This window comes from Sphingomonas sp. SL1004 (genome assembly GCF_057815015.1).
On sequence record NZ_JBYMUX010000002.1, the window covers coordinates 314,916 to 329,162 of the forward strand.

The window sequence follows — 14,247 nt, forward strand, 5'->3', positions numbered from 1 at the left end:
CGGTCAGGTTCACGGGTGGCCATCGAAGATCTTCGGATAGGTTTGGGTTGCAAGACTCAACCAACGGAGACCTTCGATGACCGACGATACGATGAACCTGCAGGCGCTGGTGGGAAAGAGCGCGGATGCAGATTTCCTACGCGAAATGATTGGCTTTGCCGCGCAGCGGCTGATGGACCTGGAGGTCGGCAACCTGACCGGCGCGGGTTATGGCGAGAAGAGCAGTGACCGCCTCGCGCAACGTAACGGTTACCGCGAGCGGGACTGGAAGACGCGGGCCGGCACCGTTGAACTGCGTATCCCCAAGCTGAGGACGGGCAGCTACTTTCCCGCCTTCTTGGAGCCCCGGCGCCTTTCCGAGAAAGCGCTAACCGCGGTCGTCCAGGAGGCATACATCCAAGGCATCTCGACCCGTTCGGTCGACGACCTGGTGAAGGCCATGGGTATGAGCGGCATCTCGAAAAGCCAGGTAAGCCGCCTTTGCGAGGAGATCGACGTCCGCGTGAAGGCGTTTCTCGACCGGCCTATCGAGGGCGACTGGCCGTACGTGTGGATCGACGCGACGTACCTGAAAGTGCGTCAGGCTGGTCGGATCGTCTCGGTCGCGGTCACCATTGCGGTCGGCGTGAACAGTGACGGCAGGCGCGAGGTGCTCGGCATGGCGATCGGTGCGTCGGAGGCCGAGACGTTCTGGACAGACTTCCTCCGCGGCCTCGCGCGGCGAGGCCTACGCGGCGTGAAACTCATCATCTCGGATGCCCACGAGGGCATCAAAGCTGCCGTCTCACGCGTGTTCAGCGCCACGTGGCAGCGGTGCCGCGTACATTTCGCGCGCAACGCTACGGCCCATGCCGGCAAGAGCGGGCGGCGCGTCGTCTCGGCCTTCATCGCCACCGCGTACGCACAGGAGACGCCCGAGGCCGCCAAGGGTCAGTGGCGCAAGGTCGCCGATCAGCTCAGGCCCAATGTCCCCAAGCTCGCGAAGCTCATGGACACTGCCGAGGAGGACGTGCTCGCGTACATGTCGTTCCCGCCACAGCATCGCACCAAACTACATTCGACCAATCCGCTCGAACGCCTCAACGGCGAGATCAAGCGACGCACCAATGTCGTCGGCATCTTCCCCAACGAGGATGCCATCACCCGGCTGGTCGGGGCCATTCTGCTAGAACAGAATGACGAGTGGGCGGTCCAGCGGGGCCGTTACATGACACTGGAAAGCGTGACGCAATTGAGCGATGATCCCACCGTCACGTTGTCGTCCATGGCGGCGTGATCGACCCGGCCATGTCCGGAGATCAAAGCGGCTACGCCGCTGAAGCTACACCACGCGGTGGGACACGATCGTTCACTTTCGGCGTGCTGCATCATTACCCTCCTCGGTATGTGAATCGCTTTGCGTAGTGTGCGGCGTGAAGGTGGTGCCTTGGCCGTGCCATTGCGCTCCGATCATCGCGCAGGCGATCGCCCACAGGGCCGTGAAGACGGCAGTTCCGCCCGCGAACCAGAATGCCAGCCCCATCAGGCGGCGATGGCGGTGTCGCGGGCTGGCTGCAGGCCGAGAATTGACCGTTGCCTCCCAGATGACACCGTCGGTCGGCGCGGCATCGAGACGGGTTGTACGGCCACGTTGCCTGGGTGGCGCTCGCATATAGTCGCGGTCAGCCAGCCCCATGTCTCACCTCCCGCTGTTCCCGATGTGTCGTTGAGCACACTGCTCTGATGGTGACCAAGCGTAGTCTCGAGGCCATCCAATTGTACTCGAAAGCACGAAGTACGCTAACGACGGCAATGCTCATGACGAAGCGTTCCCTTGAATGGCGTGAGCCTGAAAAAATGGCGCGATTGCGACCCGAACCTCGTGGACCCGGGGCTGGACAGCGCGGCCGATGCGAATTGTGCGGTAGCCGGCATGGGACGTCATTGCGTCGCGCCGGCTGTCTCGCTGAGCATTGTGGCTCGCGTCATCGACCTCGATCAGCGCGACGATCGCGCCGGTCACTCGTGTGGATCGGCGTGGAAAAAGGACCCCGGTAGCGGGGTGATCGGCGTCGAAAAAGGACCCCTCATTCCGTTGGTCTAAGGCTGTCCGCTTGGCAGATGTCAGGCGGCGAGATCGGGATGTTGGTATTGGAGACGGTATTGAGGATCCGGCGCGAGCACGCGTCGGGCAAAGCCATCAAGGCGATAATGCGAGACCTGCATTTGTCACGCGGTGTCGTGCGCAGGGCGATCCGGGCGCCGGAGGCGGACACCAAGTACCGGCGAGAAGTACAGCCGTTGCCAAAATTGGGGCCGTTTCAGATGCGGCTCGATGTGCTGTTGGAAGAGGATGAGGCACGACCGCGGCGCGAGAAGGTGCGCATTACGCGTGTCCACGATCTGCTGCTGCGCGAGGGGTTCGATGGCTCGTACGATGCGGTGCGCCGCTACGCTACCCGCTGGCGGCAGGCTCGGCGTCGCGACGTAATGGACGCGCCAGCGTTCATCCCGCTGCTGTTCCGGCCGGGCGAGGCCTACCAGTTCGACTGGAGCCACGAAGACGTCGAGATCGCGGGCAAGCCGATGCGGGTGAAGGTTGCGCATGTGCGGCTGTGCGCATCGCGGGTGATGTACGTGCGAGCCTATCCGCGCGAGACGCAGGAGATGCTGTTCGACGCCCATGCGCGGGCATTCGCCTTCTTCGATGGCGTGCCGACGCGGGGCATCTACGACAACATGAAGACCGCCGTGACGAGCGTGTTCACAGGCAAGGAACGGGTTTTCAACCGGCGCTTTCTGGTCATGGCGAACCACTACATGGTCGAGCCGACCGCATGCTCGCCGGCAGCCGGCTGGGAGAAAGGCCAGGTCGAAAACCAGGTCCAGACGGCACGCGGTCGGTTCTTCCAACCGCGCCTGCGCTTTGTCAGCCTCCAGGAGCTGAACGGCTGGCTGGAGGCGGAATGTTGCCGCTGGGCCGACCTGCACCAGCACCCTGAGCAGAAGGAACTGACGGTCGCCCAGGCATGGGCTGCCGAGCGCGGTGTGCTCCAGCCGGTCGCCGCGCCCTTCGACGGGTTCTACGAGAGCGAGCATGCGGTGAGCGGCACGTGCCTGATAAGCTTCGACCGCAACCGCTATTCCGTCTCGGCCAAAGCCGTGCGGCGCACGGTTCAGGTGCGTGCCTATGCTACGCGCATCGTCGTGCGCCTCGGCGGTGAGGTACTCGCCGACCATCCTCGGTTCTTTGGTCGCGACCGCACCATCTACGACCCGTGGCACTATCTGCCGGTGCTCGTGACCAAACCCGGCGCCTTGCGTAACGGCGCGCCATTCCAGGACTGGGAGTTGCCGCCTGCGCTGTCACGACTGCGGCGTAAGCTCGGCGCTGGCGATGATGCAGACCGGCGGTTCGTGCGCGTGCTTGCAGCGGTGCTCGACGACGGGCTCGATCTCGTCGAGGCGGCCGTCCGTGAAGCATTGCTGGCCGGTATCACCAGCGACGACGTCATTCTCAACATCCTTGCCCGTCGGCGCGAGCCGCCACGACCGTTGGCCATCGCCACACCCGAGGACCTGGCGCTGCGCCATCCGCCTCGTGCTGACTGCGGCCGCTACGACAGCCTGCGAGGTTTCCATGCAGCGGCATGAGATGATGACGGCCATGGCCGAGTTGGGGCTCAAAGGCATGGCTGGTGCCTTCGACGAGGCGGTCACCACCGGCCTGCAGCGCAAGCGTATGACAATGGAAATCCTGACGGACCTGCTGCGGGCAGAGACGGCCCATCGCCATGCAGCGTCGGTCCGCTACCGGATGTCAGCCGCCAAGCTGCCGGCGGTGAAGGACCTCGACGCCTTCGTATTTGACGGCACACCCATCAACGAAGGCCTGGTGCGCTCGCTGCACAGCGGCTCCTTCCTGGCCGGCCAGCGCAACATCGTGCTCGTCGGTGGTACGGGCACCGGCAAGACGCACCTCGCCAGCGCCATTACCGCCAACGTCGTGCGAAACGGCGCCCGCGGCCGCTACTTCAACACGGTCGACCTGGTGAACCGGCTCGAGGAGGAAACCCGCCTTGGCAAGGCCGGCGCGCTTGCAGCTCAGCTGTCACGCCTCGAGGTCGTGGTGCTCGACGAGCTTGGTTATCTGCCGTTCGCCCGCTCGGGCGGGCAGCTGCTCTTCCACCTGGTCAGCAAGCTCTACGAGCGGACCTCGGTCATCGTCACGACGAACCTTGCCTTTGGCGAATGGCCGACCGTTTTTGGCGACCCCAAGATGACCACCGCGCTGCTCGACCGCATTACGCACCACTGCGACATCGTCGAAACCGGCAACGACAGCTGGCGCTTCAAGCACCGCAGCTAGCCCTCGGGAACCCGACAGAGGAACGCTTCGCGCTGGTTACGCCTCCGGACGGGCTACGCCCGCCCTACGCCGCAACCAGCGCGAACGGCGCGTCCGTTACCGTCACGCCGCCCAACGAAGGGGGTCTCTTTTGGACGCCGATAGGGGGTCCTTTTTGGACGCCGATTGACAGGTCACTCGATCCTGCGCCACGAAATCAATGATCTTTTGAGAGAAGGCATTGCGATCAGCAGGATGGCTTTTGCCGATCAGTCGGGGAGGGGCCTTCAGCAACGCACCCATCGCGACCTGCGCGTGAAAGCGGTATTCGGGCAGGCAGTCAAGGATATCGAGCATTGCCAGCTCGCGAGGGGTCATGAACCGCTTGGCCAGCGGTCGCCTGCTCCCGATGCTAGCGCCAGCGCCACTTAGCGCCTTCAAAATCATGAACACGCCGAGCAAGGCGATCACAGCCGCGATATTTTTGTCCATGGTCAGAGGGCCTTTGTAGAGAGAGAGGATAGCTTTCCATCGTCATGTCTGCGCTCACATATCCAAGCTGAGGTTTTTCTCTGGAAGCCCGCGGATCTGATCATTTGATTTCAGCATCGCAGGAAGGGCGCTGAGGTCGTCCATGTCGAGCGGACGCATGCCGAGCTCGTCGTCCTTCCGATCGGCGCGAGCATCACGCCGATCAGCGTCCTGGCCGTCCTTGATCGACGGCATTTCCCCATCGAGGTTTTTGAGGTCGGAATAGCCTGTGGTCGACGTTCCCATTGGTGGAAGGTCCGTCATGTCGAGGCTGGCGGGATCGATCAGGATCTTCTCGCTGCTGGCCTCGTCGAGACTTTCCATCGCCTTCGTCAGCGCATCGTCGGCAGCCTTGGTCTGTACGGCAGCGCCATCGATATCGAGGCGGCCGAGGCTTTCCAGCGATGAGGTTTTGTCGCCAGGGTTTTTATCCAGCTGCATCTCGAGCTTCTGCTGGTTGTCGACGACCATGGTCAGGTCGAGCCGAATACGGGTGACACCGACGTTGAAGAGCCGCTGGTTCGACAGATTGCGCTCGAAGCTCTGCATCACCGTGATGGCTTTGTTGACGGTGATGCCCTGCGCCATGTGCATGTTGAGCGCGTAGGCGAGGTCCATCCGCTGCATCATCGGGTCGTTCTTCTCGAGCGTGACTTGGTCCTTGTTCGCCAGTTCGACGGTGACCTTGCCGTTCTCAATGCCGGCGATCGTGGCCAGCGAGGCATTGTAGATGCCGCGCTCCTTGTCGTTATCAGTCCACCGAATCCGGTCGCCTTGCGGGCATTCTCCTCGCCGTAGACCTGCGTGAGCTTGTCGAACGAGTGCAACCCGAGCACCATCGCACCACCGAAGTTACGGGCGGTCTGGAGGCCGTCTTCGATAGCCGGAAGGCGGTGGAGTGCGCCCAGTTCGTCGAACACGAACCAGGTGCGCAGGTTGCGGGTTTTCTTCATCGTCATCAGCGCGTGGATGGCGAGGTTCGACCAGAGCGTGAGCAGTGCCCGGTTCATCTCCAGGTCTGTGTAGTTTGAGGTGATGAATAGGATCGAGCCAGGCTTCTTCTCGGACGTCATCCAGTCCTTGATCGAGTATTGCGGACCGTCGTCGGGCAGGAAGCGCAGGACCTGCGCGTTCGTATTGAAAACCGCGCGGATCGACTCTGCCATCTTGGCCGCTTCGGGCGCCGTAATGGGGTCCGCGATGGTGTTGGCAAGATGCTTGTGAACCAGCTTCAGGTCGGCGGTCATGAGGTTATCGGCAAGCGCCTGGTTGGACGTCAGCCCCTTCTCGATGAGCTTCATGCACATCTCGATGAAAAGGGTACGCGCAGCGAGTGCCCAGAACGGATCAGCCGCCCCGCCGTCGGAGGGGATCAGGGCTCCAGCGGCTGCGGTAAATTCGCTATAGGTTCGGCAGTCATTGAAGATCGTCCAGGCCGGGCAGCGTGCGTCGGCGGGGTTGAGAATGGTGTCACGTGTCGGGTCGTAGAACGCCTCAACGTAGGCCCCGGTCAGGTCGAACACGACGGCGGTATCTTCGCGTTCGCGCATCTCCCGAAGGAGTTTACGGAACACGGTCGTTTTACCGGAACCGGTGGTGCCGAGCGTCATGAAATGTGACTGCTCGAGACGGTGCGGAAACGGGATGCCGGCAACGGTGTAGGGGTGGTGGATCCCGCCCATCTTGCGGGCCTTGAACTTCAGCTTCAGGACCTGTTCCGGCGTCTTGTCCGGGAAGAGTTTTGCGGCCTCCTTCACGAACTCGATTCTGTTGTGCTGGGCGATCTCGGAATAGAGCAGATCGCGCTCGACCAGCATGGCGCCGCGCTCATGGCGCTCCTGGATCATCGCCTTGCCGCGACGGGCGGAGAAATCGACGTACCAGATCGACAGCGGGATGGTGATGCACGAGGCAATCGCGACCGAGCCCATGAACCCCTTCGCGGCCTTGTGCCATGCAAGGATGACCTCTGGCACGTAAGGGACGTAGCCCATGTAGGTGTGGCGCACGCTGTTGTCGGGCAGACGCAGGTTGATGCGCTTCATTTCGTCGAACGAGATCCAGTCCCACAGCCCCGACAGGATGCGCATCGAGATGAGCTGGACGTTGTTCTCGTCGAGGGTGAGCGAGAGGATCGTCGAGTACGCGATAACGAAAATGCCAAGCCACATGTAGATCGGCATTTTGGCACCCTGTAGCCACATCAGGACCTGGGTATTGAGAAGCTGGCTGCCACGGGTGAAGTTGCCTGAATTGCGAGGCGCTTCACCACGCGCGCTATGGTGTTTCTGCGGGATCGGACGCCGGTCGTTGCGGATGTCCTGGCGCGGCGCTTTGGGGTCATCACGCGCCATGATGAAGCTTCATGCGACGGTCGGCTTCGAGGACGAGCGTGTCACGCAATTCCGGGTGGTTTTCCCGGATAATCGCATCGAGCGCGACCTGCATATATTCGGTCACGCGCAAGTGGCGTCGCTCACTGCCTTCAAGCAGCTTCCGGCCATCAAGATGTTGTTCGATCGCCCGACGAACCAAGTCCGACGGCGAGCACTCCAGTTTGGCTGCTTCTGCCTCTATACGGGCACGCAGATCACCGGCTACCCGAAGGGTATAAGGGCGTGATGTACTCAAGTAACCAGCCTCCTAGCAGAGAGGCTGATGGGTCCTTAGGAGGACGTTCCTTATAGCTGTGGAACGCGGCTACAACAAGCTCGATATCGTGGTTTGCGCATAAGCCGTATTAAGGTGTCTTACACAGGAAACGGCGGAAATCCGCGCTATTTGTGGCGTATTACGTTGTAAGACAAACTGTAAGACGTTGTATACACTGTCTCGGACTCCCTAACTCACTGTTAAGCCACGGGAAAAGGCAAGCGCAGCTTGCGTAAGGTGTGCTCTACTGTAGTCCTGATTCCCATGTGTTGATTTGATCTCCTCGGTCCTTCGTATCGATATGATGGGATCTCGGTTTTCCGTGGCGCAAAGGTCCGCCTTCAAGGCGGAATGACGGTCGAATTGGTTGCTCTACCGTGGTGTCTTGTGGTCGGTCTGTGATGATCGTCACGGGGTTTTCCTTGGTGTGCCGAGATGGCCGTCGGTTGACGCTTTTCCCTCGCCTAATCGATGGCTATACCGGGACCGTTCAGAGCCCGATCAGCCTGACCAAAAGGCAAGTAATATGGCGAAGTCACTGGACGCTGAAATGGCTGCGATCGAGGCCGAGGAACGCAAGCTGGCAGATCGTCGAAAGGCGCATCTGAGGAAGCTTCGGGATACGGCTATTGGGACGGTCGAGAAGGTAGGGTTGTTCAAGCTCCCACTGAATCGACTGGAGCGGTTGATGGAGGCTGTGAAGACGCTGGGCGTGGACGAGGTCGAGAAGCGGCTCACGGCGAAAGCCTGAGACGGTTCGAGGCCGAGGCCCACGCCAATGGCCGCACGGGTTTGCTACCTCGTGCGGCCATTCTTTTTTCGACAGGGGAAAGGCGCAGCCGGCTTGGTAGCATCAGGCAAAAAAAGGGACGCGCCAGCCGGTAGGCTGGGCGTCCCTTGCGGTCCGTTTAGATAGACGCAGACCGATCAGATCCACGCCAGCAGGTACTCCCCTTCGATCGGTTTGAGTGCCGCCATCGTCGCCAGCGTTTCAATGCTCTCGGCCATGTCCGGATCGGAATCGAGCCGACGCCTGATGCGGGGATCCGTCAGCCTCCGGCGAAGCTCGGTCATCGGCACCATGCCGGCCACCATTCGGTCGATCCCAAGGCCGTCTAACAGCGCCAGCGCTTTGGGGTTTGCGAGAGCTATTTCCGGGGCCGCATCCGGGTTCAGAGACAGGCGCATCGTGATATCGCCAGTGGGTTCAGTCTGGGCCACCCGGACGCGTCGACCGAGGAACTGGGCCTCGTCCGAAATCGCGATGATGGAAGGGTCGTGATCGAAGCATTTCGAGACGACCGCGAGCGACAGATGGCAGACGCGGGCGTCGAACTCGAACCATGGATCGCCGGTGACGCCGTAGCCCGGAAGCACCATGGCAAAACCCAACCGTAGCGATTGTTCGGCAAGCAGATCGCGTAGCGATGCGAGCTGGTCGGGAGTGATGATTGCCGCCATTGGCGCGAGGATGGCGCGGCCGTCTTCTACGCGGAACGTAATGGTCATGGTGACCTCCTTCGTTGAAACCGCACATCCCTCCCTCCCTCCTCTCCGGAGAGGTTTCGCGACGCCTGCAATCGAGCACCACGATCGAGGCTGCGACGCCTATTTAGCGCACGGCCGAAGGGCCGCTGCGCGCAGGCGAGCGATGCGTGCAGGGTAACATTGTCGGATGTTGGAAAACCGCGTCAGCAGCACCGGGGCGGGCTCGATGCCCGCACCGGCGCTTCCCCGGTCGATGCGTAGCCAGGGGAGGCCCGACGGGGCCGTACCGAAGCGAGCGAGCCGGTGCCGCACGCCCGTCGAGATCAACAACGGAAAAGGGCCGCCACCCGATCGCGCGGATGGCCCTGTGAGTGTTGGACGATGACGGGAGGAGCCGAAGCCCCTCCCGCGGTCATTTGATGAACTGGGCGTAGGCGGTGAGCGCAGCCCCGATCGCGATTGCTCCCGTCATCAGTGAGCCGAGCCCGATGATGTACCATTTGAGCCCGTCGATTGAGGTCTGCATACCCTTGAGGCCGCTTTCCAGCTTGACCTCCAGACCTGCAATTCTCTGGTCGAGTTTAAGCTCGAGACCGGCGATTTGCTGCTTCAACGGCTCTATTGCGCGACCCACGGCCATGTCGATCTGCTCCTCGACGACGACGACTGCCTTTGCAGCTGCCTCGTCGTCGATATTAGCCGATTTTAGTGCTCTGAACAACGCGACTTGCATTTCGTCCTCCTTCTTCTTCAAGACGCATTCCGGATTAGGGCGGCGCGGCGAGGGTCAAGGGATCGCTCTTGCGACCGCTTTAGCGGCGGTAGGGGCAACGATTTTTCGCAGAAAAATGGTGGGACCCTGCCGTCCCTTGAGGCTCGTCGCGCCGCCCGGGATAATAGGACGACTTGAGATAGATTTTTCCCCGCGGCAGCAGCGCCAGGGCGGGCTCGATGCCCGCACTGGCGCTTCCCCGGCCGAGGCGTAGCGAAGGGCAGGCCGAAGGGCCTGACCGATGCGAGCGAGCCGGGTGCCGCGCCAGCCTCAAACCGGACTGTCGGGCAGCTCGTTCGCGATGCTTCTAAAGCTGCGGCAGCGCAGTACCGGAGGGGGGAAGGCGACCGGCTGCGCGGCGTCCAGGTACGGCCCGACGGGGCCGTGCCAAGGATGCCGCGCGGCCGGTCGCCTGGCGTGGGGGGAACCGTAGGGTTCCCCCCACAGCAACGCTGACAAAAAGGGCCAGCGCCGGGATTTCGCCCGCCGCTGGACTAGTGTTTCCTGCCAAGGAAAGGGGAGGGGCGGCGCGCTCTCGGCTGTGCCGCCCGGATAGGGTTAGCCGATTGCCTGCCGCTTGGTTGCGGTCGGTGCCGGTGCCTGTCCGTCGATGCGGAAGGCGTGGGTCGGGACGCGGGCGTCCTTCAAGGTCTGCAACAGGTTCGATTGCAGGCCGGAACCTTGGCAAACGATGGCTTCGGCGGGGGCGAGTTTTACAAGCTGCTCGTTGCGGACGAACCCGGCGCGGTTGCCATAGCGGCCCGTCTGCGGGGTGAAGGCAACCACGGTAACGCCACGGCTTGCGGCCCATGATGCGGCGATCATGTCGCACCCTTTACGCTGCGCGGTGGTGCAAAGCGTCATGTGCGGGATACGGGCCTTGATCTGGTCGAGGCGGTCCCAAAGCTGTTTGAAGTCGTGCCACTCCTGACCGCCTGAAAAGACGACAAGCGGGCCGGTGGGGTTGCGCTTTTCGCGGTGGTCCTGCGCGCGAGCCTTCAAGAAATCGAGGGCGGCGATCTGGCTTGCGGTGCCTCCGCTGGAAACCTTCGATCCGCGCGCGGGGGACCATGGGTGGCCGGACTGTGCCCGGTAGCAGTCGGCGGCATAGTCGCGCATGCATTCGATGGCGGCGCGCTGTTCGGTCTTGGTCTGCGCGCGGAGTTGCAATTCCTCCATCTCGACGGTGTAAATCTCGGACGGATCATAGCGGCGGGTCATCTCGCCAAGGTCGCGGCAAAGCGTGTCTTCCTCGCGTTCCAGCTTCTGCGCTTCGTAGTGAAACGAATTTACGAAACCCCATGCGATTGCCTGCGCGCTCGTCTCTAAGCGGGTGTCGCGGAACAGGTCGAAAAGGGTTGCCATGATCGCCGCGCAATCGTGCTGCGCCTCGATCGGCTCGGGCATATCCATTTCGGCGCGCTCGTCGCCCATTTCCACAATCGAAAGCGCGCCAACGTCGCCGAACGCTTCCTGAAAATTGGTCGTCGCGGTGTCTTCGGCCATGCTCTCGGCAATCTCTGCCGTGCGGGGGTCGGTCGCGTCGTCGGACGCGCTGCCGGTCGCGGGCGTGGCGTTGGTGCCGTTCATGGCTTCGCCCAAGTCGGCAAAGCTGGTAAGGCGCGGGGAGGTCGTTTTCTTGGTCATGGTTCGAACCTTTGGCAGGGATTGCGGTTTAGGGTCGGGGGAGCGTTTCAGCCGCTCTCCCCGCCCGTCTTGGTTGCTTAGAACGCGGGGATTTCGTCGTTCAGCGGCTCGGAAAGCTGGCCGTTGTCGGTGGCGTTGCCGGTGCCGAAACCGTCATCCGTTGCCTTGCGGCGGTTCTGGCGGGTGCCGTCCAGATTTTCGCGGCGCGTGGTCGGGCGGTTCCAAACGACGCGGAAACCTTCCTCGTTATTGCCGAAAAGCATGATCTGGAGGGGTTCGCTGATGCTGGGGTCGTCCAGCTTGCCCTGATAGAAAACTTCGCCGCTGCTGTTGCTCGTCATTTCCCAAAGCGCGCCGATCTGCACCCAACGCTTCGCGACGTTCAAAACCATGATCTCGAACGCGGGGGCCTTGTCGTTCGTGCTCTCGACGGGACGGAGGCCAAGGCGCGCGAGGTCGATGGTTGCCGTTGCGACCGAACCGAGAAGCTGACCGCCGACCGACTTGAAAGAACCGATGTTCATAGTATTCACTCCATGTTGCGGGGGCCTATCCCCCTGCTTGCCGGTGCGTGGGGCCTTTCCCCTCCGGCATCTTCTTTCTACCCCCTCCACTCTATTTTACCAACCTGATTGATTACTTGACGCCCGATCATCGTACACGGTGAGTCCGAGCATAAAAAAGCCCCCGACTAGGGGGCGTAAATAACAAATCAAAGACGCATTGATCGCGGTAGCGAGCAATTCTGTTTCTACCGTGCTGATGGGCAAGGCCGGCCTTTGTTCTCATCGCACCCGGAGCCGTCCTCGCAGGGGCTCAAGAGGCAGGCACGGCTGGCGGGGTCAATACGAATGACGGAGGCTCCGCGACGCGCAGCGGCGTGGAAACCGTAGGGCCTTTAGGCCCGGTATTCTTGTTGAGGCGTCTTCAAATCAAACAAAAGCATTGTCCGCTTGCGGACAATTCTCCTTTGACGCCGACCCCGTCGGACGGGTCTGCCACGCAGAGACACTGAGAGACGGCGAAGGGTGCGATGAGAACACAGGCCCACAAAGCACACATCATGCGCCTAGCGCATGATTCCACAGCCGAAGGCTGCCTGCGGTGGTCGCTGTCCTGGGCGTGACGTCAGGGTGGATCCGCACCCCGCCCCACACCGTCCGCGGACCTGACGCACGGGCCCTGTCAGCGCGTTCCGGGAGCCCGACAAGTGATTGTACCCGAGGGGCCGAGACCCGCTCTTCGCGGGGCTCGGGGAGGCCCTTGCCGACTATTGAACGGTCCCGCCCTCTTGGGCGGGATGTCGGTCGTGTCCCCGCTGGTGGTGTAGCTCAGCGGTAGTGAAGCTGACCGGCCGCGCGCTATCATCCAGCGCCGTAGCGGCCGGTCAGGTTCACGGGTGGCCATCGAAGATCTTCGGATAGGATTGGGTTGCAAGACTCAACCAACGGAGACCTTCGATGACCGACGATACAATGAACCTGCAGGCGCTTGTGGGAAAGAGCGCGATGCGGAATTTCTACGTGAGATGATTGGCTTTGCCGCGCAGCGGCTGATGGATCTGGAGGTCGGCAGTCTGACCGGCGCTGGCTATGGCGAGAAGAGCAGTGACCGGCTCGCCCAGCGCAACGGCTACCGCGAGCGGGACTGGGAAACGCGGGCTGGCACCGTTGAGCTGCGGATCCCCAAGCTGAGAACCGGCAGCTACTTTCCCGCCTTCCTGGAGCCTCGGCGCCTTTCGGAGAAGGCGCTGACCGCGGTTGTCCAGGAGGCATACATCCAGGGGATCTCGACCCGGTCGGTCGACGACCTGGTGAAAGCGATGGGAATGTCGGGCATCTCGAAAAGCCAGGTGAGCCGGCTGTGCGAGGAGATCGACGTCCGCGTGAAGGCGTTTCTCGACCGGCCTATCGAGGGCGACTGGCCGTACGTGTGGATCGACGCGACGTACCTGAAAGTGCGTCAGGCTGGTCGGATCGTCTCGGTCGCGGTCACCATTGCGGTCGGCGTGAACAGTGACGGCAGGCGCGAGGTGCTCGGCATGGCAATCGGTGCGTCGGAGGCCGAGACGTTCTGGACAGACTTCCTCCGCGGCCTCGCGCGGCGGGGCCTACGCGGCGTGAAACTCATCATCTCGGATGCCCACGAGGGCATCAAAGCTGCCGTCTCACGCGTGTTCAGCGCCACGTGGCAGCGGTGCCGCGTACATTTCGCGCGCAACGCTACGGCCCATGCCGGCAAGAGCGGGCGGCGCGTCGTCTCGGCCTTCATCGCCACCGCGTACGCACAGGAGACGCCCGAAGCCGCCAAGGGTCAGTGGCGCAAGGTCGCCGATCAGCTCAGGCCCAATGTCCCCAAGCTCGCGAAGCTCATGGACACTGCCGAGGAGGACGTGCTCGCGTACATGTCGTTCCCGCCACAGCATCGCACCAAACTACATTCGACCAATCCGCTCGAACGCCTCAACGGCGAGATCAAGCGGCGCACCAATGTCGTCGGCATCTTCCCCAACGAGGATGCCATCACCCGGCTGGTCGGGGCCATTCTGCTAGAACAGAATGACGAGTGGGCGGTCCAGCGGGGGCGCTACATGACACTGGAAAGCGTGACGCAATTGAGCGATGATCCCACCGTCACGTTGTCGTCCATGGCGGCGTGATCGACCCGGCCATGTCCGGAGATCAAAGCGGCTACGCCGCTGAAGCTACACCACGCGGTGGGACACGATCGGGATGTCCCAACCCTTCCTGTTCTTGCTTGAAAATCTTCGACGATTCCGTCCGGCTACCCCTCGTCTAGATCGCTCCCGATCATACCACCGGGGCGCTTT

Annotated in this window: 13 protein-coding genes and 2 pseudogenes; 6 read left to right on the forward strand and 9 right to left on the reverse strand. The window is 62.2% G+C overall.

Going from position 1 to position 14,247, the window contains the following annotated elements; all coding sequences use genetic code 11:
* Positions 1-76 precede the first annotated feature (76 nt).
* Positions 77-1,276, forward strand: coding sequence for an IS256 family transposase (locus AC3D24_RS22170; RefSeq protein ID WP_489033726.1), 1,200 nt, complete (start codon positions 77-79; stop codon positions 1,274-1,276).
* Positions 1,277-1,348: 72 nt separating this feature from the next.
* Here AC3D24_RS22170 and AC3D24_RS22175 read toward each other — a convergent pair whose 3' ends face one another.
* Positions 1,349-1,675 (reverse strand): hypothetical protein, encoded by a 327-nt coding sequence (locus AC3D24_RS22175; protein ID WP_489033727.1) that lies wholly within the window; start codon positions 1,673-1,675, stop codon positions 1,349-1,351.
* A gap of 138 nt (positions 1,676-1,813) precedes the next feature.
* On the opposite strand from AC3D24_RS22175, the gene AC3D24_RS22180 reads away from it, so the two are divergent.
* From AC3D24_RS22180 to istB, 3 genes are read left to right on the forward strand one after another with little or no spacing between them, the layout of a single operon-like run.
* Entirely contained in the window at positions 1,814-2,083 is a 270-nt protein-coding gene (locus tag AC3D24_RS22180) for a hypothetical protein (protein ID WP_489033729.1), read from the forward strand.
* Between the two features lie 38 nt (positions 2,084-2,121).
* Positions 2,122-3,633 carry an IS21 family transposase gene (gene istA, locus AC3D24_RS22185; protein ID WP_489033809.1) on the forward strand — a complete coding sequence of 504 codons (1,512 nt, stop codon included), beginning with the start codon at positions 2,122-2,124 and terminating at the stop codon, positions 3,631-3,633.
* A complete protein-coding gene (gene istB / locus AC3D24_RS22190; RefSeq protein ID WP_133032303.1) occupies positions 3,620-4,348 on the forward strand; it encodes an IS21-like element helper ATPase IstB in 729 nt (242 codons plus the stop codon). Before istA ends, istB begins: the two co-directional genes overlap by 14 nt.
* A 102-nt stretch (positions 4,349-4,450) precedes the next feature.
* Here istB and AC3D24_RS22195 read toward each other — a convergent pair whose 3' ends face one another.
* From AC3D24_RS22195 to AC3D24_RS22210, 4 genes and pseudogenes are all read right to left on the reverse strand, one after another.
* Complete coding sequence (locus tag AC3D24_RS22195; protein WP_489033730.1) at positions 4,451-4,819, reverse strand: hypothetical protein; 369 nt, start codon at positions 4,817-4,819, stop codon at positions 4,451-4,453.
* A gap of 54 nt (positions 4,820-4,873) precedes the next feature.
* On the reverse strand, positions 4,874-5,488 hold the full coding sequence (locus tag AC3D24_RS22200) for a hypothetical protein (RefSeq protein WP_489033731.1): 615 nt from the start codon (positions 5,486-5,488) through the stop codon (positions 4,874-4,876).
* A 146-nt stretch (positions 5,489-5,634) separates the two neighbouring features.
* Positions 5,635-7,212, reverse strand: a pseudogene (locus tag AC3D24_RS22205) (type IV secretion system DNA-binding domain-containing protein); the annotation flags it as partial.
* On the reverse strand, positions 7,202-7,489 hold the full coding sequence (locus AC3D24_RS22210; RefSeq protein WP_489033732.1) for a hypothetical protein: 288 nt from the start codon (positions 7,487-7,489) through the stop codon (positions 7,202-7,204). The pseudogene AC3D24_RS22205 and the gene AC3D24_RS22210, both read right to left, overlap by 11 nt.
* Positions 7,490-8,036: 547 nt before the next feature.
* On the opposite strand from AC3D24_RS22210, the gene AC3D24_RS22215 reads away from it, so the two are divergent.
* Positions 8,037-8,261: a hypothetical protein gene (locus tag AC3D24_RS22215; protein ID WP_489033733.1), complete on the forward strand. Its 225-nt coding sequence runs from the start codon at positions 8,037-8,039 to the stop codon at positions 8,259-8,261.
* 176 nt (positions 8,262-8,437) lie between these two features.
* On the opposite strand, the gene AC3D24_RS22220 is transcribed toward AC3D24_RS22215, so the two are convergent.
* The 4 genes from AC3D24_RS22220 to AC3D24_RS22235 all read right to left on the reverse strand — a co-directional run bounded on the left by AC3D24_RS22220 (position 8,438) and on the right by AC3D24_RS22235 (position 11,941).
* A complete protein-coding gene (locus tag AC3D24_RS22220) occupies positions 8,438-9,019 on the reverse strand; it encodes a hypothetical protein (protein ID WP_489033734.1) in 582 nt (193 codons plus the stop codon).
* A gap of 391 nt (positions 9,020-9,410) precedes the next feature.
* Positions 9,411-9,752, reverse strand: a complete 342-nt coding sequence (locus AC3D24_RS22225; protein ID WP_489033735.1) for a hypothetical protein — start codon at positions 9,750-9,752, stop codon at positions 9,411-9,413.
* 576 nt (positions 9,753-10,328) lie between these two features.
* Positions 10,329-11,417 carry a DUF2493 domain-containing protein gene (locus tag AC3D24_RS22230; protein ID WP_489033736.1) on the reverse strand — a complete coding sequence of 363 codons (1,089 nt, stop codon included), beginning with the start codon at positions 11,415-11,417 and terminating at the stop codon, positions 10,329-10,331.
* A 77-nt stretch (positions 11,418-11,494) separates the two neighbouring features.
* Positions 11,495-11,941: a DUF736 domain-containing protein gene (locus tag AC3D24_RS22235; protein WP_353444336.1), complete on the reverse strand. Its 447-nt coding sequence runs from the start codon at positions 11,939-11,941 to the stop codon at positions 11,495-11,497.
* Between the two features lie 936 nt (positions 11,942-12,877).
* Here AC3D24_RS22235 and AC3D24_RS22240 point away from each other — a divergent pair.
* Positions 12,878-14,076: pseudogene (locus AC3D24_RS22240) on the forward strand (IS256 family transposase).
* Positions 14,077-14,247 lie beyond the last annotated feature (171 nt).